The 26,000-nt window shown below is 59.3% G+C and carries 27 protein-coding genes; 12 read left to right on the top strand and 15 right to left on the bottom strand.

Going from position 1 to position 26,000, the window contains the following annotated elements:
• Window positions 1-130 precede the first annotated feature (130 nt).
• Complete coding sequence (gene purL / locus INT39_RS19570; RefSeq protein WP_193075668.1) at window positions 131-4,027, bottom strand: phosphoribosylformylglycinamidine synthase; 3,897 nt, start codon at window positions 4,025-4,027, stop codon at window positions 131-133.
• A gap of 170 nt (window positions 4,028-4,197) precedes the next feature.
• Here purL and mltF point away from each other — a divergent pair, with 170 nt between their 5' ends.
• Window positions 4,198-5,637: a membrane-bound lytic murein transglycosylase MltF gene (mltF, locus tag INT39_RS19565; protein ID WP_193075667.1), complete on the top strand. Its 1,440-nt coding sequence runs from the start codon at window positions 4,198-4,200 to the stop codon at window positions 5,635-5,637.
• On the opposite strand, the gene tadA is transcribed toward mltF, so the two are convergent.
• The 4 genes from tadA to INT39_RS19545 form a co-directional block, all read right to left on the bottom strand.
• A complete protein-coding gene (tadA, locus tag INT39_RS19560; RefSeq protein ID WP_226944904.1) occupies window positions 5,634-6,098 on the bottom strand; it encodes a tRNA adenosine(34) deaminase TadA in 465 nt (154 codons plus the stop codon). The two genes, mltF and tadA, sit on opposite strands and share 4 nt — an antisense overlap.
• Window positions 6,099-6,165: 67 nt before the next feature.
• Window positions 6,166-8,073, bottom strand: a complete 1,908-nt coding sequence (cysN, locus tag INT39_RS19555; RefSeq protein ID WP_193075666.1) for a sulfate adenylyltransferase subunit CysN — start codon at window positions 8,071-8,073, stop codon at window positions 6,166-6,168.
• Between the two features lie 28 nt (window positions 8,074-8,101).
• Window positions 8,102-9,007, bottom strand: coding sequence for a sulfate adenylyltransferase subunit CysD (gene cysD, locus INT39_RS19550; protein WP_193075665.1), 906 nt, complete (start codon window positions 9,005-9,007; stop codon window positions 8,102-8,104).
• A gap of 117 nt (window positions 9,008-9,124) precedes the next feature.
• Window positions 9,125-9,886, bottom strand: coding sequence for a Nif3-like dinuclear metal center hexameric protein (locus tag INT39_RS19545; RefSeq protein ID WP_413468950.1), 762 nt, complete (start codon window positions 9,884-9,886; stop codon window positions 9,125-9,127).
• A 146-nt stretch (window positions 9,887-10,032) separates the two neighbouring features.
• Here INT39_RS19545 and INT39_RS19540 point away from each other — a divergent pair, with 146 nt between their 5' ends.
• Complete coding sequence (locus INT39_RS19540; RefSeq protein ID WP_193075663.1) at window positions 10,033-11,175, top strand: S1C family serine protease; 1,143 nt, start codon at window positions 10,033-10,035, stop codon at window positions 11,173-11,175.
• 4 nt (window positions 11,176-11,179) lie between these two features.
• Here INT39_RS19540 and hisC read toward each other — a convergent pair whose 3' ends face one another.
• The 10 genes from hisC to INT39_RS19490 are packed head-to-tail and all read right to left on the bottom strand — an operon-like array spanning window position 11,180 to window position 18,886.
• The gene (gene hisC, locus INT39_RS19535) at window positions 11,180-12,241 is read right to left on the bottom strand and encodes a histidinol-phosphate transaminase (RefSeq protein WP_193075662.1); all 1,062 of its coding nucleotides are present in this window, start codon (window positions 12,239-12,241) and stop codon (window positions 11,180-11,182) included.
• A gap of 51 nt (window positions 12,242-12,292) precedes the next feature.
• Entirely contained in the window at window positions 12,293-13,603 is a 1,311-nt protein-coding gene (gene hisD / locus INT39_RS19530; RefSeq protein ID WP_193075661.1) for a histidinol dehydrogenase, read from the bottom strand.
• 37 nt (window positions 13,604-13,640) lie between these two features.
• Window positions 13,641-14,282 carry an ATP phosphoribosyltransferase gene (gene hisG, locus INT39_RS19525; RefSeq protein ID WP_193075660.1) on the bottom strand — a complete coding sequence of 214 codons (642 nt, stop codon included), beginning with the start codon at window positions 14,280-14,282 and terminating at the stop codon, window positions 13,641-13,643.
• A 10-nt stretch (window positions 14,283-14,292) separates the two neighbouring features.
• Complete coding sequence (gene murA, locus INT39_RS19520; RefSeq protein WP_193075659.1) at window positions 14,293-15,558, bottom strand: UDP-N-acetylglucosamine 1-carboxyvinyltransferase; 1,266 nt, start codon at window positions 15,556-15,558, stop codon at window positions 14,293-14,295.
• Between the two features lie 25 nt (window positions 15,559-15,583).
• Window positions 15,584-15,820, bottom strand: coding sequence for a BolA family protein (locus INT39_RS19515; protein ID WP_193075658.1), 237 nt, complete (start codon window positions 15,818-15,820; stop codon window positions 15,584-15,586).
• Window positions 15,807-16,151: a lipid asymmetry maintenance protein MlaB gene (locus INT39_RS19510; RefSeq protein ID WP_193075657.1), complete on the bottom strand. Its 345-nt coding sequence runs from the start codon at window positions 16,149-16,151 to the stop codon at window positions 15,807-15,809. The genes INT39_RS19515 and INT39_RS19510 overlap by 14 nt, the downstream gene beginning before the upstream one ends.
• Window positions 16,148-16,795: a phospholipid-binding protein MlaC gene (locus tag INT39_RS19505; protein WP_193075656.1), complete on the bottom strand. Its 648-nt coding sequence runs from the start codon at window positions 16,793-16,795 to the stop codon at window positions 16,148-16,150. Before INT39_RS19505 ends, INT39_RS19510 begins: the two co-directional genes overlap by 4 nt.
• Before the next feature lie 10 nt (window positions 16,796-16,805).
• On the bottom strand, window positions 16,806-17,270 hold the full coding sequence (gene mlaD, locus INT39_RS19500) for an outer membrane lipid asymmetry maintenance protein MlaD (RefSeq protein ID WP_193075655.1): 465 nt from the start codon (window positions 17,268-17,270) through the stop codon (window positions 16,806-16,808).
• Between the two features lie 18 nt (window positions 17,271-17,288).
• A complete protein-coding gene (gene mlaE, locus INT39_RS19495) occupies window positions 17,289-18,071 on the bottom strand; it encodes a lipid asymmetry maintenance ABC transporter permease subunit MlaE (RefSeq protein ID WP_193075654.1) in 783 nt (260 codons plus the stop codon).
• The gene (locus tag INT39_RS19490) at window positions 18,068-18,886 is read right to left on the bottom strand and encodes an ATP-binding cassette domain-containing protein (protein ID WP_193075653.1); all 819 of its coding nucleotides are present in this window, start codon (window positions 18,884-18,886) and stop codon (window positions 18,068-18,070) included. Before INT39_RS19490 ends, mlaE begins: the two co-directional genes overlap by 4 nt.
• 181 nt (window positions 18,887-19,067) lie before the next feature.
• Here INT39_RS19490 and INT39_RS19485 point away from each other — a divergent pair, with 181 nt between their 5' ends.
• The 10 genes from INT39_RS19485 to INT39_RS19440 all read left to right on the top strand — a co-directional run bounded on the left by INT39_RS19485 (window position 19,068) and on the right by INT39_RS19440 (window position 25,996).
• Window positions 19,068-20,039, top strand: a complete 972-nt coding sequence (locus INT39_RS19485) for a KpsF/GutQ family sugar-phosphate isomerase (RefSeq protein WP_193075652.1) — start codon at window positions 19,068-19,070, stop codon at window positions 20,037-20,039.
• Window positions 20,036-20,566: a KdsC family phosphatase gene (locus INT39_RS19480; RefSeq protein WP_193075651.1), complete on the top strand. Its 531-nt coding sequence runs from the start codon at window positions 20,036-20,038 to the stop codon at window positions 20,564-20,566. Before INT39_RS19485 ends, INT39_RS19480 begins: the two co-directional genes overlap by 4 nt.
• Window positions 20,563-21,135 (top strand): LPS export ABC transporter periplasmic protein LptC, encoded by a 573-nt coding sequence (gene lptC, locus INT39_RS19475; protein ID WP_193075650.1) that lies wholly within the window; start codon window positions 20,563-20,565, stop codon window positions 21,133-21,135. The genes INT39_RS19480 and lptC overlap by 4 nt, the downstream gene beginning before the upstream one ends.
• Complete coding sequence (gene lptA, locus INT39_RS19470) at window positions 21,122-21,658, top strand: lipopolysaccharide transport periplasmic protein LptA (protein ID WP_193075649.1); 537 nt, start codon at window positions 21,122-21,124, stop codon at window positions 21,656-21,658. The genes lptC and lptA overlap by 14 nt, the downstream gene beginning before the upstream one ends.
• Window positions 21,645-22,370, top strand: a complete 726-nt coding sequence (gene lptB / locus INT39_RS19465; RefSeq protein ID WP_193075648.1) for an LPS export ABC transporter ATP-binding protein — start codon at window positions 21,645-21,647, stop codon at window positions 22,368-22,370. The genes lptA and lptB overlap by 14 nt, the downstream gene beginning before the upstream one ends.
• A 94-nt stretch (window positions 22,371-22,464) precedes the next feature.
• Entirely contained in the window at window positions 22,465-23,967 is a 1,503-nt protein-coding gene (locus INT39_RS19460; protein ID WP_193075647.1) for an RNA polymerase factor sigma-54, read from the top strand.
• Between the two features lie 113 nt (window positions 23,968-24,080).
• Window positions 24,081-24,389: a ribosome hibernation-promoting factor, HPF/YfiA family gene (gene hpf, locus INT39_RS19455; RefSeq protein ID WP_193075646.1), complete on the top strand. Its 309-nt coding sequence runs from the start codon at window positions 24,081-24,083 to the stop codon at window positions 24,387-24,389.
• A 16-nt stretch (window positions 24,390-24,405) separates the two neighbouring features.
• On the top strand, window positions 24,406-24,861 hold the full coding sequence (gene ptsN, locus INT39_RS19450) for a PTS IIA-like nitrogen regulatory protein PtsN (RefSeq protein WP_193075645.1): 456 nt from the start codon (window positions 24,406-24,408) through the stop codon (window positions 24,859-24,861).
• A gap of 5 nt (window positions 24,862-24,866) precedes the next feature.
• The gene (gene rapZ, locus INT39_RS19445; protein ID WP_193075644.1) at window positions 24,867-25,721 is read left to right on the top strand and encodes an RNase adapter RapZ; all 855 of its coding nucleotides are present in this window, start codon (window positions 24,867-24,869) and stop codon (window positions 25,719-25,721) included.
• Window positions 25,718-25,996 carry an HPr family phosphocarrier protein gene (locus tag INT39_RS19440; protein WP_193075643.1) on the top strand — a complete coding sequence of 93 codons (279 nt, stop codon included), beginning with the start codon at window positions 25,718-25,720 and terminating at the stop codon, window positions 25,994-25,996. Before rapZ ends, INT39_RS19440 begins: the two co-directional genes overlap by 4 nt.
• Window positions 25,997-26,000 lie beyond the last annotated feature (4 nt).

Here is a 26,000-nt window from a genome sequence, read left to right as displayed (position 1 = left end):
ATATTAGTTCTTCTTGAGACTCCCTACCCTCTCCCGCGAGGGTAAAGGGAATCGGGCTGTGCAGCAGCTGTTCTGTGCATACAAAAATCCCGGCGCTTGGCCGGGATTTTTGTTGGTGCGGGGTGGGTTGTTAGCCTACCCATACTCGGGCGTTGCGGAACATGCGCATCCAAGCGCCGTCTTCACTCCAGTCATCGGGATGCCAGGAGTTCTGTACGGTGCGGAAGACCCGTTCCGGGTGCGGCATCATGATGGTGACGCGGCCGTCGCGGTTGGTCAGGCCGGTGATGCCGCGCGGGGAGCCGTTGGGGTTGGCTGGGTAGCGGTCGGTCATGCGGCCGTGGTTGTCGACGAAACGCAGGGCAACGCTGCTGCTGGCTTCGCAGGCATCGACAGCGGCACTGTTGGCGAACTCGGCGAAGCCTTCGCCGTGGGCGATGGCGATCGGCATGCGTGAGCCAACCATGCCGCTGAGGAAGACCGACGACGATGGCTGGACTTCGACCATGGCGACGCGGGCTTCGAACTGCTCCGAGCGGTTGCGCACAAAACGCGGCCAGTGCTCGCTGCCGGGAATCAATTCACGCAGGTTGGACAGCATCTGACAGCCGTTACACACACCCAGAGTGAAGGTATCCGGGCGGGCGAAAAAGGCGGTGAAGGCTTCGCGGGCCTGTTCGTTGAACAGGATCGATTTGGCCCAGCCTTCGCCGGCACCCAGTACGTCACCGTAGGAGAAGCCGCCACAGGCGACCAGTCCACGGAAGTCGGCCAGATCGACACGACCACTGAGGATGTCGCTCATGTGCACGTCGATGGCGGTGAAGCCGGCGCGGGTGAACGCGGCGGCCATTTCCACCTGACCGTTGACGCCCTGCTCGCGCAGGATGGCAACTGCCGGGCGCATGCCGGTGTTGATGAAAGGCGCAGCGACGTCTTCGTTGATGTCGTAGCTGAGCATGGCCTGCAGACCGGGGTTCTTGTCGTCGGCCAGGCGTTCGTGCTCCTGATCGGCGCACTCGACGTTGTCGCGCAGGCGCTGAATCTGCCAGCTGGTTTCGCTCCAGGCTTGCTGCCAGTCGGCACGGGTGCCGTTGAGCACGCTTTCACCGGCAAACCAGAAGTTCAGCACCTGCTCTTCCGTCGGGCTGCCGATGACGGCGCTGCAATCGCCCAGGCCAGCGGCGGACAGCTGGCTGAGTATTTCTTCAGTATCGCTCTGGCGCACCTGAATCACCGCACCCAGCTCTTCGTTGAACAAGGCAGCAGGCAGATCGCTGGCGTTATCGGCCAATACGTCCAGGTTGATATCCAGACCACAATGACCGGCGAAGGCCATTTCCGCGACGCTGGCCAGCAGGCCGCCGTCGGAACGGTCGTGGTAGGCGAGCAGCAAGTCGTCCTGGTTCAGGCCCTGGATCACTGCAAAGAAAGCTTTGAGGTCTTCGGCGTCGTCCAGATCCGGTGCCTGTTGGCCAATGCGGTTGTAGACCTGCGCCAGTGCGGAGCCACCGAGACGGTTCTGGCCGCGGCCCAGATCGATGAGAATCAGGTCAGTATCACCTTGATCTACACGCAGTTGCGGAGTCAGGGTCTGGCGCACGTCCTGCACTGGAGCAAAGCCAGTGACGACCAGCGACATGGGCGAGGTAACGCTCTTGTCCTGTCCGTCATCGCTCCAGCGTGTCTGCATGGACATCGAGTCCTTGCCTACCGGGACAGTGATACCCAGCTCCGGGCACAGCTCCATGCCGACCGCTTTGACCGCATCGTACAGGCGGGCATCTTCGCCGGGGTGACCGGCAGCGGCCATCCAGTTGGCAGACAGACGGATATCCGACAGTTTGTCGATGCGCGCAGCGGCCATGTTGGTGACGGTTTCGGCAACGGCCATGCGACCGGAAGCCGGGGCATCCAGCAGGGCCAGCGGTGTGCGCTCGCCCATGGCCATGGCTTCACCGGTGTGGACGTCGAAGCTGGTGGCGGTGACGGCACAATCTGCGACCGGTACTTGCCAGGGACCAACCATCTGATCGCGGGCAACCAGACCGGTGATGCTGCGGTCGCCGATGGTGATCAGGAAGTTCTTGCTGGCCACAGCCGGCAGGCGCAGTACGCGCAGCGCGGCTTCTTCCAGCGCGAGACTGGAAGCGTCGAAGTCATCGCCCTGCTCTGCTTCGCGGGTGACGCTGCGGTGCATGCGTGGGGCCTTGCCGAGCAATACTGACAACGGCATGTCCACCGGTTGGTTATCGAAGTGGCTGTCGTTGAGGACCAGCAGCTGCTCTTCGGTCGCTTCGCCGACGACGGCGAAAGGGCAACGCTCGCGTTCGCAGATGGCCTGGAAACGCTCGAAGTCGGCGTTAGGCACAGCCATGACGTAGCGTTCCTGAGATTCGTTGGACCAGATTTCCAGCGGGCTCATGCCCGGCTCGTCATTCGGTACGTTGCGCAGCTCGAAACGGCCGCCACGGCCACCATCATTGACCAGCTCGGGGAATGCGTTGGACAAACCACCGGCGCCGACGTCGTGGATGAAGGCGATGGGGTTCTTGGCGCCCATTTGCCAGCAACGGTCGATGACTTCCTGGCAGCGGCGCTCCATTTCCGGGTTTTCCCGTTGCACGGAGGCAAAGTCCAGGTCTTCGGCACTGCTGCCGGTGGCCATGGAGGAAGCAGCGCCGCCGCCCAGACCGATCAGCATAGCCGGACCGCCCAGCACGATCAGCTTGGCGCCCACGGGAATCTCGGCTTTTTCGACGTGATCCGCGCGGATGTTACCCATACCGCCGGCGATCATGATCGGCTTGTGGTAACCACGGATTTCCGGGCCACGGGGCGACTGTACGGTCTGCTCGAAGGTACGGAAGTAGCCGGTCAGCGCGGGGCGGCCGAATTCGTTGTTGAACGCAGCGCCGCCGAGCGGGCCGTCGATCATGATCTGCAATGGGGTGACAATGCGACCCGGCTTGCCGTTGTCTTCTTCCCAGGGCTGTTCGAAGCCGGGGATACGCAGGTTGGAGACGGTGAACCCGGTCAGGCCGGCCTTGGGCTTGCCGCCGCGGCCGGTAGCGCCTTCGTCACGAATCTCACCACCGGAGCCGGTGGAGGCGCCGGAGAACGGGGAAATCGCAGTCGGGTGGTTATGCGTCTCGACCTTCATCAGGATGTGAATCTGTTCCTGATGCGAGCGGTATTCTTCGGTGCCCGGCTCGGGGAAGAAACGTCCGCCGACAGAACCTTCGATCACCGCAGCGTTGTCCTTGTACGCAGACAATACGCCTTCGCTGCGCATCTGATAGGTGTTCTTGATCATGCCGAACAGGCTCTTGTCCTGCGCTTCACCATCAATATCCCAACTGGCGTTGAAGATCTTGTGACGGCAATGCTCGGAGTTGGCCTGGGCGAACATCATCAGCTCGACATCGCTGGGGTTGCGCCCCATGTCGCTGAAGCTCTGTACCAGGTAGTCGATCTCGTCATCGGCCAGAGCCAGACCCAGCTCGCTGTTGGCCTGCTCCAAGGCAGCCTTGCCGCCTTCAATGATGTTCACACGGTTGAACGGCTTGGGCTCGGTGTGGTGGAACAGCTGCTCGGCAGCCTCCAGGTTGTCCAGCGCCAATTCGGTCATGCGGTCATGCAGCAATGCAGTAACCTGTTGCAGCTCAGCCGCGCTCAGCTCGCCGGTAACATAATAGGCGATGCCGCGCTCAAGGCGTTCAATAGCCCGCAGCCCGCAGTTATGCGCGATGTCTGTCGCCTTGCTCGACCATGGCGAGATGGTGCCGAAACGCGGCAACACCAATACCAGCGTGCCAGTCGGCTCTTCGACCGCAACAGTCGGACCGTACTTGAGCAGGCGATCCAGCACCGCTTGCTCGCGCTCTGCCAGCTCACCGGTCAGGTCGGCAAAATGCATGAATTCGGCGTATACACCACTCACGCCGGGGACCTGTTGTTGCAGACGAGCAAGCAGCTTGTTGCGTCGGAAATCGGAAAGGACAGGGGCTCCACGCAGTATATGCATGTTGATTTCGGCCTCAGAGACGTGGGAGATTGGAAAAGAAGACGCATAGGATAACCCATGCTGCGCGTTCGGGCTATTGTAGGCCGGAACGGTGTGACCAGCTGCCGCAACCAGCAACTTGCTACAATCCCGAGCTATTGCCGAGAGGCGTATTTACATATACTCGGGATATGTCGAAAAACCTGCTTCGCCCTACTGCTATTTCCGTACTGGCCGTCCTGTGTTCAGTGCTGCTGACTGCCTGTGAACAGCCCAGCCGCCTGGAACAGTTGCGCGAGGAAGGTACGCTGCATGTCATCACCCGCAACACGCCGACCACTTTCTATCAGGGCCGACACGGTGATACAGGGCTGGAATACGAACTGAGCAGACGCTTCGCCGACAGCCTGGATCTCGAGCTGAAGATGGTCGCCAGTCCGACGCTGGACGACCTTTATCAGCAACTCGCACAGGACAAGGGACCGGATATTGCCGCCGCTGGCCTGACCGCCAATCCAGCGCGCGCGGATCAGGTACGTTTTGCAGAAGCCTATCTGCAGGTGACTCCCCAGGTCGTCTACCGCCGTGGCAATCGCCAGCCAGGCGGCATTGAGGATCTGTACGACAAGCGCATCATGGTGCTCAAGGGCAGCTCGCTGGCAGACCAGCTGCGCGAACTGCAGGCCGAGCATCCGCAGCTGGTGTTCGAAGAGTCGGATAATCTGGAAGTCGTCGACCTGTTGCGTCTGGTCAACGACGATGAAATTGATTTTGCGGTGGTCTATTCCAATGAGCTGATCGTCAACCAGGCCTTCTATCCTGCTGTGCACGTCGGCTTCGATCTGAGCCCGGCAAAGCCGATGGCCTGGGCGCTGCCCGGCGGCGATGATGACAGCCTGCTGCTGGAAGTGAACAAGTTCTTCGAGACCATTCGCGCCGACGGGACGCTCGATCAGTTGCTGGAACGCTTCTATGGGCATGCCGATGTGCTGGATTACGTCGGCGCTCGTGCCTTTGCCCGGCATATGCAGCAACGCCTGCCGCGCTTCGAGAAGCTCTTTCGCCAGTCAGGCGATCAGCAGGGAATGGACTGGCGCCTGCTGGCCGCCATGGCCTATCAGGAATCACTCTGGGATGTGGATGCCCGCTCGCCGACCGGTGTGCGCGGCCTGATGATGCTGACCCTGCCCACGGCCAAGTTCGTTGGCGTGACCAACCGCGTTGACCCGGCGCAGAGCATCGCTGGTGGTGCGCGCTATATCGTATGGGTGCGCGATCAGCTGTCCACCGACATCCCTGAACCTGATCGTACCTGGTTCGCCCTGGCGGCGTATAACGTCGGTATCGGCCATCTCGACGATGCCCGCATCCTGACCCGCAATAATGGCCGCGACCCGAACCGCTGGATAGATGTAAAGGATCATCTGCCGCTGCTGTCGAAGAAAGAATGGTACAGCCAGACCCGCTACGGCTATGCCCGTGGTGCTGAGCCGGTTCACTATGTGCAGAACATCCGCCGCTATTACGAGATTCTCACCTGGGTGACTCAACCCCAGTCGGAAACGCCGCAACAACCGAGCGAGCAGTATCACGCGCCGGGGATTCTGGATCAGTTGCCGCAGGGGATTTAAGGGGGACTTGACCGCCGCGCCCGAAAAAACGCCGTCAACAATGCCCCACACTCCTCCGCCAGCACCCCACCCTCCACTTGCACCCGGTGGTTCAACCACGGCTGGTCCAGCACCTGGCTGCGGCTGATCACGGCACCGGAGCGTGGCTCACTGGCACCGAATACCAAACGCGAGATGCGACTGTGCACCAGCAGGCCGGAGCACATGGTGCAGGGTTCGAGGGTGACGTAGAGAGTGGTGCCGGGCAGCCGATAGTTTGCGTCATCAGCGGCGGCCTGGCGCAAGGCGACCATTTCCGCGTGGGCACTGGGGTCGTGACTGCTGATGGGTTGGTTGAAGCCGCGGCCAATGATCTTGCCCTCGCGCACCAGAATGGCGCCCACCGGCACCTCGCCCAGTTCAGCGCCCTTGCGCGCCTCGGCGATTGCTTCAAGCATGAAGTCGATATCAGCAGGTTTCATCTGGCACAGGATACACAATTACGCAGAATCAGTGGCGGGCATTGCTGCCCGCCGGAGGGAGACAACGTTAAATCAGCGACCGCTCGCGCAGCAGCTCGATGACCTTGTCGACACTGGCTGCCAGATCCAGCTCGGCGGTGTCGATGACCAGATCGGCGTCTTCAGGCGCTTCGTAGGGGAAGGAAATCCCCGGAATCGTACCTTCTTCACCGGCCGCATACAGCCCGGACGGATCCCGCGCCTGACATACCTCCAGCGAGGTATTCAGATGCACCATCAGGCAACGATCACCCAGAATGTGTTTGGCAGTCGCGCGGCTTTCTGCCGTGGGTGCAACGAAAGCGCCCAAGGCAATCAGACCGGCCTGATTGAGCTGACGGGCAACGCGAGCGCCCTTGTGCAGGTTTTCCGCACGGCCAGCCGCATCACGCCCCACACCTTTGCTCAGATCCTGACGCATGGCTTTGCCATCCAGCACGAAGCAGGCACGGCCGCGGTCGAACAGGCGGCGCTCCACAGCGTAGGCCAGAGTGCTCTTGCCCGCGCCGGACAGGCCGGTGAACAACAAGGTAACCGGCTCCTGGCCGTAACGCACGGCTCGCTCGCTGGGGGTCACGTGGGCAAACTCACCCTGCTGGCTGCCACCGGTGCTCTTCTCGCCCTGCGCCTTGGCCAAAATCATGCCGGCACCAACAGTGGCGTTGGTCATACGATCAATGACAATGAAGGCGCCGGTGGTGCGGTTGGCGCGGTAGTCGTCATAGGCGATAGGCCGTTCCAACGCCAGCTCGACCCGCGCAATTTCATTCAGCGCCAGTTCCGCGGTTTCTTCCTGCGCCAGGGTGTTCACATCCTGACGGAAAAGGATGCGGGTAAAGGACCCCGGGCTATAGCTGGTCGCACGCTTGATGTCATATTTGCGGCCAGGCTGCATGGGCTGCTCGGACATCCAGACCATATTGGCTTCGAACAGATCACCGATCAGCGGTCGGTTGTCAGCACTGACCAGCATGTCGCCGCGGGAGATATCGATTTCATCTTCCAGCGTCAGGGTAACAGCCTGCCCTGACCCAGCCGCATCCAGCTCGCCATCGAAGGTGACAATGGATTTGACCCGGCTGCTCTTGCCGGAGGGCAATACCACCAACTCATCGCCCTTGTTCACCACACCGGAAGCGATGGTGCCGGCAAAGCCGCGGAAGTTGAGGTTGGGACGGGTGACCAGCTGCACCGGAAAGCGCAGGTCGGTCAGATTACGGTCAGCCGACACATCTACCGTTTCCAGAATTTCCATCAGCGCTGGCCCGGTGTACCAAGGGCTGCGCTCGCTGCGGTTGACCACGTTGTCACCCTTGAGGGCAGACATGGGTACAAAATGCACTGTGCTGTCAGCCAGGGTTTCAAGGCCCTTGGCGAACTCGCTGTAATCGGCGCAGATCTGATTGAAGACGGTCTCGTCGAAGTCCATCAGATCCATCTTGTTGACCGCCACGACGATATGCCGGATACCCAGCAGCGAGGCGATGAAGCTGTGCCGGCGGGTCTGGGTCTGCACACCGTAGCGGGCGTCGATCAGGATGATCGCCAGATCACAGGTCGAGGCACCGGTAGCCATGTTGCGGGTGTACTGCTCATGGCCGGGAGTGTCGGCAATGATGAACTTGCGCTTGGCAGTGGAGAAATAGCGGTAAGCCACATCGATGGTGATGCCCTGCTCGCGCTCAGCCTGCAGGCCGTCGACCAGCAGCGCCAGGTCCACTTCTTCGCCGGTGGTACCGGATTTCTTCGAATCGCGGGTGATGGCTTCCATGTGATCTTCGTAGATCATCTTGGAGTCGTGCAGCAGACGCCCGATCAGGGTGCTCTTGCCGTCATCAACGTTACCGCAGGTCAGAAAACGCAACAGTTCCTTGCGCTCGTGCTGCCCCAGATAGGCCAGGATATCCTGGCTGATCAAATCAGATTGGTGACTCATGTAACAATTCTCCGGGCTGGGCGCTTACTTAGAAGTAACCTTGGCGTTTCTTTTCTTCCATCGATCCGGCCTGATCGTGATCGATCACGCGGCCCTGGCGCTCGGAAGTACGGGTAAGCAGCATTTCCTGGATGATTTCCGGGAGCGTTGCAGCTGTGGACTCCACAGCACCGGTCAGTGGATAACAGCCCAGAGTACGGAAACGCACCATTTTCATTTCCGGCGTTTCACCCGGTTGCAGCGGCATGCGCTCGTCGTCGACCATGATCAGCGAGCCATCGCGGTTGACCACCGGACGCTCTGCAGCAAAGTACAGCGGTACGATCGGGATGCTTTCCAGATAGATGTATTGCCAGATATCCAGCTCGGTCCAGTTGGACAGGGGGAATACGCGGATGCTTTCGCCCTTGTGAACCTTGCCGTTATAGATGTTCCACAGTTCCGGACGCTGGTTCTTCGGGTCCCAGCGGTGGTGCTTGTCACGGAAAGAGTAGACACGCTCCTTGGCTCGGGACTTCTCCTCGTCACGGCGCGCACCACCGAAGGCAGCGTCGAAACCGTATTTGTCCAATGCCTGCTTCAGACCCTGGGTCTTCATCACATCAGTATGCACGGCGCTGCCGTGGGTGAAGGGGCCTACGCCCTGCTCCACCCCTTCGGGATTCATGTGCACCAGCAGATCCAGATCCATCTCTTCGACCATGCGTTCGCGGAAGCTGTACATCTCGCGGAATTTCCAGCCGGTATCGACGTGCAGTACCGGGAACGGCAGCCGGCCGGGGTAGAAGGCCTTGCGCGCGAGGTGCAACATCACGGCCGAGTCCTTACCGATCGAATAGAGCATCACCGGATTCTGAAATTCGGCTGCAACCTCACGAATGATGTGGATGCTTTCAGCTTCCAGCTGTTTGAGATGGGTCAGTTTTTCCAGCATGGGGTACTCACGGTGAAGGGCATGAACGAGAATGTCGGCATTGTATCAAAGCCTTCCCATTCTAATAAGCAGACCTGCTATACCTTTAAGCTATAAGCATATATACCCTGAGCCAGCTCACACCGGGTTATCTATATCAATGAACTGGTGCTCCAAACCGAAATGCTCGGCCAGATGCTCCCCCAGGGCTTTCACTCCATAGCGCTCGGTGGCGTGGTGCCCCGCTGCGTAGAAGTTGATCCCGCATTCACGGGCGATATGAATGGTCGGTTCTGAGACTTCACCGGTAATGAAGGCATCCACACCCAGAGCCACGGCCTTTTCTATATAGCCTTGAGCCGCACCGGTACACCAGGCAATGCGTTTGACCGGTCGGCTGTGGCCACTGATGAACAAGGGCTCACGGCCCAGCGCCACATTGAGCTGCTGCGCCAGTTCGGTGCCGCTGACGGCCTCGGCCAACTCGCCCTGCAATCCCACCGACCGCGGATTGTTCGGCTCCAGACCACCGGTAATGTGCCAACCGAGCAACTGTGCCAGCTGCACGTTGTTGCCCAGCTTGGCGTGTACATCCAAGGGCAGATGATAGGCAACCAGATTGATACCATGCTCCAGCAAAGCGCGGATCCGGCGCTGCTTGAGTCCGGTAACAGGTGCAGCTTCGCCCTTCCAGAAGTAACCATGGTGCACCAGCAACATGTCAGCCCCCTGCGCGGCAGCCGCCTCGATCAATGCCTGACTGGCCGTCACCCCACTGACCACGCGGCGGACTTCGCCCCGCCCTTCCACTTGCAGGCCGTTGGGGCAATAATCCTGAAAGGCATTGCTTTCCAGCAGGTTGTTGCAGTAGGCAACCAATTCTGAACATTGTGTCATGATGACTCTCCCCCAATAAGAAAATGGCAGTCTGTTGTGTGCTGCAGAATGATACAAGGTTGTGAACTGGACCCCTGCCCAATCCATATCAATCTATCTATAATGGCAAATTCTCGGGCTGACTCTGGCCTCACTGGAAGGTTCCCCCAATGAAAGGTTTTTTGCGTAATCTGGGCTGGCCTGCAGTTTGCGGTCTGCTGTTCGCTCTGCTGATTATCCAGCAGTTCCCCCAGTGGCTCGGACTCCCGGAAAATTCAGCATATCAAATGGCTCCCGCCCTGACGCTGCCTACCACCAAGGGCGTGGTGTCCTATAGCGATGCGGTCAACAAGGCCGCGCCAGCGGTTGCCAACATATTCACCACAAAACAGATCAGTCGCTCTGACGACAGCTCGCAGTTCAACACCCCCCCGACCCTGCGCGATTACTCCAATACAATACCGGAACCTTCCCGCCGCCAATCCAGCCTCGGCTCTGCGGTCATCCTCAGGGAAGACGGCTACCTGCTGACCAATAACCATGTGGTCGCTGAGGCCGATGAGATTCTGGTGGCGCTGCGCGATGGTCGCGAAGCCCTCGCCGAACTGATCGGGACCGACCCAGAGACCGACCTGGCAGTACTTAAAATAAACCTTCCGGATCTACCCGCCGTAACAATCAGCCAGACGGATCAGCAGAAAACCGGCGATGTCGTCATGGCCATAGGTAACCCTTTCGGCCTCGGGCAGACAGTCACCATGGGCATCATCAGTGCCACCGGCCGCAATCAACTGGGCCTCAATACCTATGAGGATTTCATCCAGACCGATGCTGCTATCAACCAGGGCAACTCAGGCGGCGCATTGATTGACGCTCGTGGCCAGCTGATCGGCATCAACACCGCGATCTTCTCCCAGTCCGGCGGCTCTCAGGGCATCGGCTTTGCTATCCCGGCAACGCTGGCATTGAACGTGATGGAGCAGATTATCGAGCGCGGACGGGTCATTCGTGGCTGGCTCGGCGTGGAAGTCCAACCCCTGACCAACGATCTGGCCGAATCCTTCGGACTGATTCAGGCCGAGGGTATCGTCGTTTCCGGTCTGTACCGCAACGGTCCCGCCTGGGCTGCAGGTCTGCGTCCGGGTGATGTCATTCTGAAAATAGACGGTGTGGCCATCGTCCATGGCAGGCATGCGATGAACCAGGTAGCCCGAGCAAAACCGGGCGCCAAGGTGGAACTCGACGTGCTGCGCAGCGGCGAAGCCATGACGTTCACTGCCGAGGTTGGCGTGCGGCCAACCTTCGGCGCCTGATACCTCAGGCGGTCAACAGCTTGTCGAGGGCATGCAGCAACGCCTGATTCTGCTCCGGCGTACCTATGGTGATACGTAGAAACTGCTCTATCCGCGGCGAACGGAAGTGCCGCACGATGACCTTTTGCGCGCGCAGCCCGGCTGCCAGCTCTTCCGCGTCACGTTCGGCGTGGCGCACCAGAACAAAGTTCGCGGCTGATGGCAGCACAATGAAGTCCAGCGCCTCCAGACCCTTGCTCAATGCCTCGCGGCTGGTCATCACCGCCTGACAGGTCTGCTCGAAATACGTCTGGTCTTTGAATGCAGCCACGGCACCCACAATGGCCAGACGATCCAGCGGGTAGGAGTTGAAGCTGTTTTTGATCCGTTCCAGCGCCTCGATCAGATCCGCATGCCCGACCGCCAGGCCGACCCGCAATCCGGCCAGTGAACGGGACTTGGACAACGTCTGGATGACCAGCAGGTTGGGATAGCGATCGACCAGAGCGATAGCAGTTTCACCACCGAAGTCGATATAGGCCTCATCTACCACGACCACCGAGTCGGGGTTGGCCTGCAGGATCTGCTCAATGCCCGCCAGTGGCAGCAACATGCCGGTCGGCGCATTGGGGTTGGGGAAGATGATGCCGCCATTCTCACCCCGGTAATCCTCGGGTCGAATGCTGAAGTCCTCGGCCAAAGGCAGGGTTTTCGCCTCGATGCCATACAGACCGCAATACACCGGATAGAAGCTGTAGCTGATATCCGGCATCAGCACCGGCTTGCCGTGTTGGAACAGCGCATGAAATATATGCGCCAACACCTCGTCAGACCCATTGCCAACGAAAACCTGCGCGGTGGTCACGCCGTAATACTCGGCGATGGTTTCCTTCAACAGATCCGCGTTGGGGGCGGGGTACAGACGGAGGCTGGCGTCCAGTTCGCCGCGAATGGCCTCGAGCACATCCGGCGAGGGGCCATAGGGGTTCTCGTTGGTGTTCAGCTTGATCAGGTTATCCAGCTTGGGCTGCTCGCCCGGCACATAGGGCACCAGATCCTTTACAAAAGGGCTCCAGAAACGACTCACGGGGCAATCCTCAACGGAAATGAAACTGGAAACTATCAGTGTTTGATTCGATCAGGGCTTGATTCGGTATTCCGCGCTGCGGGCATGCGCGGTGAGGCTTTCACCGCGGGCCAGCACCGACGCCGTCTTGGCCAGTTCCGAAGCGCCTTCAGGCGAACAGAAGATCACCGACGAACGCTTCTGGAAGTCGTACACACCCAGCGGCGAGGAGAACCGCGCCGTACCGGATGTCGGCAGAACGTGGTTCGGGCCGGCGCAGTAATCGCCCAGCGCTTCAGGCGTAAAGCGCCCCATGAAGATGGCACCGGCGTGGCGAATCTGCGACAGCATGGCGTCAGGATCAGCCACCGACAGCTCCAGGTGCTCGGGAGCGATGCGGTTGGAGAGCTCGCAAGCCTGCTCCAGACTGTCGACCTTGATCAGCGCGCCACGGCTTTCCAGAGAGATACGCACCATGTCGCTGCGCTCCAGACTGCCAAGCAGCTTGTTCAGACTGGCTTCGACAGCGTCCAGGAACGCTGCGTCCGGTGACAGCAGAATGGACTGGGCATCTTCGTCATGCTCTGCCTGGGAAAACAGGTCCATGGCGATCCAGTCAGGGTCGGTCTGTCCGTCACAGATCACCAGAATTTCCGATGGACCGGCGATCATGTCGATGCCGACCTTGCCGAACACTGCACGCTTGGCGGTGGCTACGTAGATATTGCCCGGGCCGACGATCTTGTCCACACCGGGAATACTTTCGGTGCCGTAAGCCAGCGCTGCAACGGCCTGTGCGCCACCCACGGTGAACACCCGATCAACACCGGCCAGACAGGCAGCGGCCAGTACCAGCTCGTTGATCTCGCCGCGCGGCGTCGGTACCACCATCACCACTTCGGGCACACCCGCAACCTTGGCGGGAATCGCGTTCATCAGTACCGAAGAAGGATACGAAGCCTTGCCACCCGGCACATAGAGACCGACCCGATCCAACGGCGTTATCTGCTGGCCGAGCACGGTGCCATCAGCCTCGGTGTAGCGCCAGGAGTCCTGACGCTGATGCTCGTGGTAGAGCCGCACCCGCTCGGCGGCCACTTCCAGGGCCTGACGCTGCTCGGCAGTGATACGGTCGAGTGCCTGCTCCAGCCGGGCACGATCCACTGTCAGATCGGCCATGCTGGCCACTTCGAGCCCGTCAAAGCGGGCAGTATATTCCACCACCGCCGCATCGCCACGGGCACGTACGGCGGCGATGATTTCCTCGACCCGCTCATTGACGGCCTTGTCGGATACGCCTTCCCACGCCAGCAGACCATCCAGATGATGGTTGAAATCGGCCTGATTGATATCCAGACGGGCGATTTTCAACGGCGTGCTCATGGTGTATTCCTCTCAGATAAGGGTCAGGGTGCAGCAATCAGCTGGCACGACGCTCAACAGCATCGGACAGCAGGTCAATCAGGGCCTTGATACGGGCGTGCTTCATCTTCATCGATGCCTTGTTGACGATCAAGCGCGAGCTGATGTGCGCGATCAGCTCCTGTGGCTCCAGACCATTGGCCTTGAGCGTGTTGCCGGTATCGACGACGTCGATGATCTTGTCCGCCAGCCCCACCAGCGGAGCCAGCTCCATGGAGCCGTACAGTTTGAACAGTTCCACCTGACGGCCCTGCTCGGCATAGTAACGGCGGGCAACGTTGACGAACTTGGTCGCCACACGCAGGCGGCCCTTGGGTTCTGGGGTACCCACCGGTCCGGCGGTCATCAACCTGCAATTGGCGATTTTCAGATCCAGGGGCTCATAGAACCCCTGGCTGCCGTATTCCATGAGCACGTCCTTGCCGGCCACGCCCAGATCCGCAGCGCCCTGCTCGACATAGGTCGGCACATCAGTGGCGCGAACGATCAGCAGGCGCACATCCGGATCGCTGGTGCCGAAGATCAGTTTGCGGCTTTTTTCCAGATCTTCCAGCGGCTCGATACCCGCCAGCTTCAGCAGCGGCAGCGTATCGTCAAGGATGCGACCCTTGGACAGGGCGATGGTCAGGCTATTGCTCATGTGAATCCTCTCAAGCAGAAACGCGGCGGATAGCGGCGCCAAGCATTTGCAGCTTTTCTTCAATACATTCGTAACCGCGGTCGATGTGGTAGATGCGGTCGACCAGCGTGTCGCCATCAGCCCACAGCGCGGCGATTACCAGACTGGCGGAAGCGCGCAGGTCAGTCGCCATGACCGGTGCACCCTTGAGCTTTTCCACACCGGTGATGATCGCGGTATTGCCTTCAACCTGAATACGCGCACCCATGCGGCTCATTTCCTGAACGTGCATGAAGCGGTTTTCGAATACCGTTTCGATCACAGTACCTGTGCCTTCGGCCACCGCATTCATGGCCATGAACTGCGCCTGCATGTCGGTGGGGAATGCCGGATAGGGAGCAGTACGCAGGTTGACCGCACGCGGACGGTTGCCCTTCATGTCCAGGCTGACCCAATTCTTGCCGGTGTCGATCTGTGCGCCCGCCTCTTCCAGCTTCAGCAATACCGCTTCCAGAATCGAGGGATCGGTATCCTTGAGCTTGACGCGGCCGCGGGTAGCAGCGCCCGCCACCAGGAAAGTGCCGGTCTCGATGCGGTCAGGCATGACCGAATAGGTAGCGCCGTGCAGGCGCTCAACGCCATCCACGGTAATGGTATCGGTACCATGACCGGTGATCTGGGCGCCCATAGCGATCAGGCATTCCGCCAGATCAACCACTTCGGGTTCGCGCGCGGCGTTCTGAATCACGGTCTGACCGCGGGCCAGAGTGGCCGCCATCAGGATATTCTCGGTACCGGTGACACTGACGGTATCGAAGAAGTAATGCGCTCCCCGCAGACCACCTTCCGGTGCCCGCGCCTTGATATAGCCGTCTTCGACAGTAATCTCGGCACCCATGGCTTCCAGACCGCGGATGTGCAGATCCACGGGGCGCGAACCGATGGCGCAGCCGCCGGGCAGTGCCACTTCGGCATAACCAAAGTGCGCCACCATGGGCCCCAGTACCAGGATCGAGGCGCGCATGGTCTTGACCAGCTCATAGGGCGCAACCAGGGTGGTGATACTGGTCGGATTCACTTCAACATTGAGCTTGTCACCGACCACGGGCTGAATGCCCATGCGACCGAAGAGTTCGATCATGGTGGTGATGTCGTGCAGGTGCGGCAGGTTGCAGATGGTAACCGCTTCATCGGCCAGCAGGGTTGCGGCCAGAATCGGCAGCGCGGAGTTTTTCGCGCCGGAAATGCGGATCTCGCCATCCAGGCGATTACCGCCGGTGATCATCAATTTGTCCATACGGATTCTCTTGTGCTGGGTCCGATTAACGGTTGCCCCAGGCTTCGCGGGTAAAAAATTTCATGGTGACCGCATGGATGCTGCCGTCGGCAATCGGTCCGTTAAGCAGCGCATAGACCTGCTGCTGACGCTTGACTGGCGACAGCGCCGCCAATTCGTCGCTGATCAGCAGCAGCTGAAAATTGCAGCCCTCGCCTTCCACTTCCACCTGTGTCTCGGGCAGATGCTGTTCGAGCAGCTTTTTGACTTCAATGGCCTGCATGGGGTATCTCCGTTGTGCTGACAGTTGCAGCAGAAAGTGTTTCCAGCCAGGCTTCCAGACCGCAGACTGTCGCCATGCTCATCAGTCCAGCTGGCAGGCCATCAGCCTGCAACTGGACCTTGCTCGCCTGGGCCGTACGAGCAGCAGACAGAAGCAGCGACAAGCCAACGCTGTTGACCCGGGTAACGCCGGATAGATCAAGCGTCACCTGTTTGCCGGCCGACGCCGTCAGAAAACGGTCAAGCTCTTCGCGCACCGGAATGACGCTGACAAAATCCAGCTCGCCTTCCAGGCGCAGCCGCTTGCCCTCAGGTACCCAGCGCGCCTTCACTCGCCAGTCTCTTTTTCAACGATTTCACGGGATTCAGCAACTACACTGCCCCAGTTGTTGATCACTGCATCCAGGTCGTTGCGCTGGGCCTGCATGGCCTGGGCAAACTGATCACGGAACAGCAGACCGATATTGATACCTTCGACAATCACATTGCGCACCATCCACTGCCCGTCGATATTGGTCATGGTGTAGGTGACCGGATAGACGTTGCCGTTATTGGCACGCACTTCCATATCCACGCTGGCACGCTCATCGGACTGCTGGGAGCCTCTGGCCGGCGGCAAAACGGTTATCTTGCCGCTATCGAATTCCAGCAGCGCATTGCCGTAGAACTCGACCATGCTGCGTTTGAAAGTATCGATGAAACGGTCCATCTGCTCGTCCGTGGCACTGCGGCTGTAACGGACGGTCATCACGCTGCGGGCAATGCCGCGAAAGTCCACTACCGGATCCAGTACTTCATTCAGACCCTGCAAGAAGGCGTTGGAGTCCTGTTTGTACAGTTCACGATTGGCATTCAGCACTTCCATCACCCGCACGGAAGTATCCTCAACCACCTGGTGGGGCGTGGCCGCAGCGGCGTGAGCCAGCAACGGAAAGCTCAGCAACAGAGCAAAGGCCCATGTCATGACATTGCGCATACTATTCTCCTTAGTCGTCTTTACTGACGGTATTGAGCAGGAAACGGCCGATCAGTTCCTCGAGCACCAGTGCCGACTGGGTATCGAGAATCTCATCACCCTCACCCAACACCAGCTCCTCACCGCCAACGGAAATACCTACGTACTTTTCACCAAGCAGACCGGCCGTCACGATCGAGGCTGTGCTGTCGGCCGGCAGGGTATCAACTTCAGAGTTGATGGCCATTTCAACCAGACCGGTATAACGGTTCTTGTCAAAGGTGATGCTTTTCACCTGGCCAATAGTCACACCGGCCATGGTGACCTTGGAGCGCGCCGTCAGGCCGCTGACATTATCGAAGTGGGCATATACCGTGTAGGTGCCCGTATTGGTACTCATGGTCAGGCCGCTGACGCGCAGGGCGAGTATCAGTAAAGCCAGCAATCCAGCCAGGATGAACAGGCCTACAGTCAATTCCAGTTTACGGGTGCGCATGGCAGTTTCCTTGGCTGATCAAAACATCAAAGCGGTGAGAATGAAATCCAGGCCCAGAATGGCCAGGGAGGCATAGACAACAGTGCGGGTTGTGGCCCGGCTGATGCCTTCCGACGTCGGTTCGCAATCGTAGCCCTGGAATACCGCAATCCAGGTGACTACTACCGCGAACACCACGGCCTTGATCAGGCCGTTGAGCACATCGGCTCCGAACAGTACCGAATTCTGCATGTTGGACCAGTACGAGCCGGAATAGACACCCAGCCAGTCGACAGCAACCATGGCGCCGCCCCAGATACCAACCACACAGAAGATCAGTGACAACAACGGCATGGAGATGAAGCCGGCCCACAAACGCGGGGCAATCACGTATTTGAGGGGGTCAACGCCGATCATTTCCAGGCTGGACAGCTGCTCGGTAGCCTTCATCAGCCCGATTTCGGCAGTCAGCGCGGAACCGGCACGCCCGGCAAACAGCAAGCCTGTCACCACCGGACCCAACTCGCGCAGCAGCGTCAGCGCAACCATCTGGCCGACGGCCTGCTCGGAACCGTAATCCTTGAGAATGTTGTAACCCTGCAACGCCAGCACCATACCGATGAATACGCCGGACACCATGATGATGGCCAGCGACAGAACACCCACTGCGTACAATTGCTTGAGCAACAAGGTAAAGCCGTTGCCGTACCGGGAACGTCCGGCCAGAGCCTGAAACAGGAAGATGCCGGAACGACCTATGGCAGCAACCACATCCAGGCCGGAACGACCCAGCAGCGCAATCCGATCTGCGGAATTACTCACTTTCTGCGCTCCTTCTGCAACAGATCATCCATATAGTCCGGGGCGGGAAAGTGAAACGGCACGGGGCCGTCCGGTTCGCCCTGCATGAACTGCCGGATGCGCGGATTATCGGAGTGCATCAGCTCGTCCGGCGCGCCATGCCCCAGCACCTGCCCGTCGCCTACTACATAGAGGTAATCGGCGATGCTGGCGGTTTCGGCAAGATCATGGGACACCACAATACTGGTCAGCCCGAGCGCATCATTGAGCAGCCGAATCAACCGCACCAGCACGCCCATGGAAATCGGATCCTGGCCAACGAAAGGTTCGTCGTACATCATCAGCTCGGGGTCCAGCGCAATGGCACGAGCCAGCGCAACACGGCGTTTCATGCCACCGGAGAGCTCGTCGGGCATCAGCTCGTTGGCGCCACGCAATCCCACCGCCTGCAGCTTCAACAGGACAATATCGCGAACCATATCTTCCGGCAGGCTGGTATGTACCCGCAGCGGAAAGGCCACGTTTTCGAATACGTTCAGGTCAGTGAACAACGCGCCGCTCTGAAACAACATGCCCATGTGCTGACGGGCGGCAAACAGTTCTTCACGGCCCAGCTGAGGAATATTCTGGCCATTGACCAGAATCGCGCCACTGTCCGGGCGCAATTGCGCACCGATCAAGCGCAACAGCGTGGTTTTACCACAGCCGGAAGGCCCCATGATGCCGGTTATCTTGCCGCGGGGAATCCGTATGTCTACATTATTGAAGATGGTCCGTTCCCCACGGGTGAACGTAACCTGCTGCAGATCGACGATAAAATCCGATGACTCGGGCATAGTTGTAGTCGGCCTTACCTGTTAACCGCCGCAATGACGGAAAAATGAACGGGGTAATATACCAGTTCCACTGATGCAGCCCAAGCTGTGCGGTTTTTCATTTGTAGCGAAACAGCACAGATGAGCTAACCGCCACAAAACGTTATACTCAGCGCTGACTGAAAACAGACAATCAGAGCCCATGCCAGAATTCGATTACACCGCATCAGCGCAGCGCACCATCAGTATGGAACGTGACGCCGTCAACAGCCTGCTCACTCGGCTCGAAGGCCACTTCAACACTGCCTGCGCCACTCTCATCCAGTGCCCCGGACGCATCGTAGTGACCGGCATGGGCAAATCAGGGCATGTCGGCAGAAAGATCGCCGCCACCCTCGCCAGCACCGGCTCCCCGGCCTTCTTTGTGCACCCCGGCGAAGCCAGCCACGGCGACATGGGCATGATTACCCGTCAGGACGTGGTGATTGCCCTGTCCAACTCGGGCAACACCGCCGAAGTGGTCACTCTGCTGCCGCTGATCAAACGGCTCGGCATTCCGCTGATCAGCCTCACCGGCAACCCAGACTCCACCCTGGCCAAGGCCGCCGTCGCCAACCTGAACACCGGCGTCGAGCAGGAAGCCTGCCCGCTGAATCTGGCACCGACCTCCAGCACCACCACGGCACTGGTGATGGGCGACGCCCTGGCTATCGCCCTGCTTGAAGCCCGCGGCTTCAGCGCCGAAGACTTTGCCTTCTCCCATCCCGGCGGCAGTCTGGGTCGTCGCCTGCTGTTGCTGGTGGATGACATCATGCACAGCGGCGCGCAGATGCCGCTGGTGTCACCTGAAACACCCTTGCGCGATGCCTTGCTGGAAATGACCCGCAAGGGCCTTGGCCTCACCGGAATCACCGACAGCCAGGGCCAGCTGGCCGGCATCTTCACGGATGGCGACTTGCGTCGCACGCTGGATCAGGACGTCGACATTCGCAACGCACGCATCGAACAGGTCATGACCCCGCGCTGCAAGACCGCGCGCCAGGGCATTCTCGCCGCCGAAGCATTGAAAATCATGGAAGACGGCAAGATCAGCGGCCTGTTCGTGGTGGATGAAAATGGCAAACCGGTTGGTGCGCTGAACATGCATGACTTGCTGCGCGCGGGGGTGGTATGAGTATCGAACCGACTCTGCTTGAACGTGCCCGCCACATTCGTCTGGCGATTTTTGATGTGGACGGCGTGCTGACTGACGGGCGTCTGTATTTCATGCCCGACGGCACCGAATTCAAATCCTTCAATACACTGGACGGCCACGGCATCAAGCTGCTGATTGCCTCCGGTGTGCAGACCGCTATCATCAGCGGCCGCACGTCACCGCTGGTCGAGCGTCGGGCGGCCAACCTCGGCATCCAGCATCTGATTCAGGGGCGAGAAGACAAACTCACCGCACTGAGCGAACTGCGCAAGCTGGTTCCGGTTGAACTGAATCAGATTGCCTTCCTTGGCGACGACCTGCCGGATCTGCCGGTCATGCGCCGCGTCGGCCTCGGCATGGCCGTAGCCACTGCTGATACCTTTGTCCGCGAACATGCCCATGGCGTAACCGTCAACGCAGGCGGGGCCGGTGCGGCACGTGAGTTCTGCGAACTGATCATGCGCGCCCAGGGCACGCTCGATAGCGCACAGGCAGAGTACCTGTGAATTTCCCGCGCTATCTGACCACCGGCGGCGTGGCGCTGCTCGCCGTAGCTTTGGCGCTGGCGGTCGGCTATTGGAATATTCGTCCAGCCAGCTTTACGCCGCAGACCGTGCAGGCTCCCTTGCAACCTGACTTCTTCATGGATAACGCTAAAATCCGCCAGCTGAATGAGCAGGGGCAGCCTGTCTACGATCTCCACAGCGTGCGAGCGGCCCACCAGGTCGGCAAGGACGTCACTGAACTGGACGCCCCCAAGCTGCTCCATTATCGCGAAGATGACCAGCAACCCTGGGATGTACAGTCCCGCTACGGTGAAGTGAGCGCGGGTGGCGATCAGGTGGTTCTCAGTCAGAATGTAGTGATTGAACAGCAACTGGCGGGACAGTCGGCGCGCCGTCTGTCGACGCCGGAACTGACGATTTTCCCCGAGCGCAATTTTGCCGAGACGGACCGGAGCGTCAGAATCGAAGCTCTCAATGGCGTGACCACAGCTACCGGCATGGAAGCGAATTTCAACGATGGCAGCATCAAACTGCTGTCCAATGTAAGAGGCGAACATGACGCTCTTTAGAACTCTATGCCTTGCCCTGCTGGCGGGCGCTGCCACGCCGGCCCTGGCGCTGCCTGACGACGCCGATCAACCGATCCGCATCCAGGCCAATGCCGCCACGCTGGACGATCGTCGCAACACTGCCGTGTATACCGGCAATGTCATCATCACCCAGGGCAGCATGCGCCTGACCGGCAGTCGCGTAACCTTGACCGCCGATGCCAACGGCGAGGTGAGCAAACTGGTTTCCGTTGGTTCCCCGGCCACCTACAAGCAGACCCCCGAGGCGGACGGCAGCCCGGTGGACTCGCGAGCCCTGACCATTGAATATCATGCTGCCGCCGACCGCGTGGTGTTGATTGAGGAGGCTTTCCTCGAACAGGCTGGTAATACCTTCCAGGGCCAGCGCATCAGTTACGACATCCAGCGCCAGGTAGTGGACGCCGGCAGGTCTGATGCGCAGGACAGCGACTCTGCAGAACGCATCGAAATCATCATCCAGCCACGCAAGCGCACTGAGCCGGTCACCAATGACGAAACTTGAAGCCCGCCACCTGGCCAAGGCCTATAAATCACGCCGGGTCGTAGAGGACGTATCGCTGTCGATCAACAGCGGCGAAATCGTCGGCCTGCTCGGTCCCAACGGCGCCGGCAAGACCACCTGTTTCTACATGATCGTCGGGCTGGTCAAAGCTGATCAGGGCAGTATATTGATCAACGAGCAGGACGTTACCCGCTTGCCCATGCATGGCCGGGCGCGCCAGGGTATCGGCTACCTGCCCCAGGAAGCCTCGATCTTCCGCAAGCTCAGCGTCGCCGACAACATCATGGCGATTCTCGAGACGCGCAAGGACCTGAACCGCAAGGGCCGCGAAGGCAAGCTCGACTCGCTGCTGCGGGAATTTCATATCCATCACCTGCGTGACAGCCTCGGCATGAGCCTGTCAGGCGGCGAACGTCGACGTGCGGAGATTGCCCGGGCACTGGCCACCGACCCGCAGTTCATTCTGCTGGATGAACCCTTCGCGGGAGTTGATCCGATCTCGGTGAATGACATCAAGCAGATCATCCAGCACCTCAAGGACAAAGGCATCGGCGTACTCATCACCGACCACAACGTCCGCGAGACCCTGGATATCTGCGACAAGGCATACATCGTCAACGACGGACACATTATTGCCGAAGGCGGTGCCGAGGAAGTCCTTGCCAACCAGCTGGTGCGAGACGTGTATCTGGGCCACGCCTTCCGTTTGTAATAACTCGACGGATTGAGGCATGCTAGGGCGAATAGCCATGATTTTGTTTTAACCATCAATGGCTTGAAAAAGGCATAAGGTAAACCGCAACACTATGAAACCAACGCTCGTCCTCAAGATGGGGCAGCAGCTGACCATGACTCCACAGCTGCAGCAGGCCATCCGACTGCTTCAACTGTCCAGTCTTGATCTCCAGCAGGAGGTGCAGGAAGCACTGGAAGCCAATCCCATGCTGGAAATGGCCGATGACAGCGATGATGATTTCAGCCCCAGCACCGCCGATACCCCCGGCAGTGACGATGATCCTTCCGCCACTGCATTGCCCGAACCCGTCGCCCTCGACGCAATAGACCAGCACAGCCACAGCGAAGAAGAAGGCAATTGGAACGAGCAGATCCCCAACGATCTGCCGGTCGATACCCAGTGGGAAGATATCTACCAGACCTCCGCCAGCTCCCTGCCCAGCTCCGATGATGAGGATTGGGACTTCACCTCGCGTACCGGCACTGGCGAAACGCTGCAGAGCCATCTGGAATGGCAGCTCAACCTGCTGCCCCTGTCGGATACCGACCATCAGATTGCCATTGCGCTGATCGACGGGATCACTGCCGATGGTTATCTGGAAGAGTCGCTGGAAGACATCCTTGCCTCGCTCGACCCCGATCTCGAGGTAGAACTCGATGAGATCGAAATGGTACTGCACCGGATTCAGCAGTTCGAGCCGACCGGCGTCGGCGCCCGAGATCTGAGCGAATGTCTACGCCTGCAACTGCAGCAGCTGCCCGTCTCCACGCCCCTGCTGGAACAGGCCAAGCAGATCGTCCGTGATCACCTGGAGCTGCTCGGCAGCCGCGACTTCACCCAGCTGATGCGCCGCTCGCGGTTGAAGGAAGATCAGTTGCGCGATGTAGTGGCGCTGATTCAGACCCTGAACCCGCGCCCCGGCGGCGAGATCGCCTCTGGCGAGGCAGAGTATGTGATACCTGACGTCATCGTGCGCCGCGACGAGAACCGCTGGATCGTCGAGCTGAACCAGGAAGCCGCACCCAAGGTGCGGGTCAACAGCCAGTATGCGTCCATGGTCAAACGGGCGGACAGCAGCAGCGACAACACCTACCTGCGCAACCATCTGCAGGAAGCGCGCTGGTTCATCAAGAGCCTGCAGAGCCGCAATGAGACCCTGATGAAGGTTGCCAGCCAGATTGTCGAGCATCAGCGCGGCTTTCTGGAGCACGGCGAAGAGGCCATGAAACCGCTGGTACTGCATGCCATCGCCGAGGCTGTAGGCATGCATGAGTCGACCATTTCGCGGGTGACCACACAGAAATACATGCATACACCACGCGGCATCTTCGAGCTCAAATACTTTTTCTCCAGCCATGTCAGCACGGCTGAAGGCGGAGAATTCTCCTCCACCGCCATTCGCGCTCTAATCAGAAAGCTGGTGGCGGCGGAAAATCCGAAGAAACCATTGAGCGACAGCAAAATCGCTGGTCTACTGGAAGAACAAGGCATCCACGTAGCGCGCCGGACCATCGCCAAATACCGCGAGTCGCTCAATATAGCGCCATCCAGCGAAAGAAAACGCCTGGTTTAAGCCTGTGCACAGGCAGACTCGACTAGAGTCAAGGAATACGAAAACGAGAAGTGGCACCATTGGGGTAACCAGAAACGGGGCCCCGGTTCATAAAGCCAGTCAGGAGAAGTATTATGCAAATGAACATCACGGGTCTTCAACTCGATATCACCGATGCTCTGCGTGATTACGTAACCGAAAAGCTCGCCCGCCTCGAAAGGCACTTCGACAAGATCATCAGCGTCCAGATCACTCTGGAGGTAGACAAGCTCAAGCAGAAGGCCGAAGGTACCCTGCACATCGCCGGCAACGACCTGGTTGCCGAAGCGGAACATACCGATATGTATGCCGCCATTGACCTGCTGGCCGACCGCCTGGATCGCCAGCTGATCAAGCACAAGGAAAAATATATTGGCCGCCAACAGGGCGTCAATGCCCGGTAGGACTTGAAAGAGACCCATGCAAATAGAACACATACTCACCCCCCAGCTCACCTTCGCCGGTGTGCAGGGGGGCTCAAAAAAACGTGTGCTGGAGATGATCGGCAAGATGATCGCCCAGCACACCGAACTGGATTCTGACGCCATTTACGAAAGCCTGATCGCCCGAGAAAAGCTCGGTTCGACCGGTTTTGGTAATGGCATTGCCATCCCCCATTGCCGTTTGGAGCAATGCACGGAAGCCATTGGCGCGCTGTTGCAGCTCAACAGCAAAATCGATTTCGATTCCCTCGATGGCGAGCCCGTTGATCTGATTTTCGTACTGCTGGTACCCCACGAGGCTACCGAGCAGCATTTGCAGATACTCAAGATGCTGGCCGAAAAACTTGATCAGGAAGACCTGCGTGAGGCCCTGCGACAGGCGCCGGATGCAGAAAGCCTGTATCGGGTCATGGTTGGCAACAGCGGAGACTGATAGTAATGCGTTTGGTTGTAGTCAGCGGACGTTCCGGATCCGGCAAAAGTACCGCTCTGCATCTTCTGGAAGACAGTGGCTTCTACTGCATCGACAACTTGCCGGCAGGCCTGCTGCCGGAACTGGCCCGACAGGCCAACAACACCGATTTGAGTCTGCCTAAAGTCGCCATCAGTATCGATGCGCGCAATCTGCCCAGCGATCTTCAACGCTTCCCGGAACTGCTCAAGCAGGTCCGTGATGCGGGCATCCATTGCGACGTGCTGTTCCTCGCCGCCACCGACGAGGTACTGATCAAGCGTTTTTCGGAAACCCGCCGCAAGCACCCGCTGACCGATGGCAACCTCTCGCTCGGCGAGGCAATTGCTACTGAATTGAAGCTGCTCGAACCCATCATCGATCTGGCCAGCCTGAAGATCGATACCAGCCATCTGACGCTGTACCAGTTGCGCGACCTGCTCAAGCAACGCTTGCTCAGCACGCAGAACAACAGTCCCTCGATCCTGATTCAGTCCTTCGGCTTCAAGCGCGGCGTGCCGGTGGATGCCGATCTGGTGTTCGACGTGCGCTGTCTGCCCAACCCCTACTGGAAGCCCGATCTACGGCCGTTTTCCGGCAAGGACCAGCAGATTCGTGACTATCTGGATGCCGAACCCGATGTCCAGGACATGTATCAGGACATCCACCACTTCCTGCAGAAATGGCTGCCGCGCTACGCCGCCGGCGAGCGTAGCTACATGAGTATCGGGATTGGTTGCACCGGTGGGCACCACCGCTCGGTATACATCGCCGAACGTTTGGTGAGAGAGCTCAGCGCAGAGTCTCCGAACCTGCTCATCCGTCACCGGGACCTGCCATGACCCGACTGTGCAAACAGGTAGAGATCATCAACAAACTGGGCCTGCATGCCCGGGCCGCAGCCAAGTTCGTCGGCGTGGCCAAACAACATGATTGCAGCATACAGATCGGCGGTAATGAACAGCAGATGGTCGACGGCAAGAGCATCATGCAGGTCATGATGCTGGCCGCCAGCAAAGGTACTGAAGTCTGCATTATCTGCGAAGGCGATCAAGCCGAGCAGGCAATGGACGAATTGCTCGGGCTGATCAACGACTATTTCGGCGAGGGGGAGTAAAGCG

The organism is Pseudomonas sp. FME51, from assembly GCF_014897305.1.
Note: the sequence above shows the minus strand (reverse complement) of the source record. Positions and strands in the feature narration are given on the sequence as shown.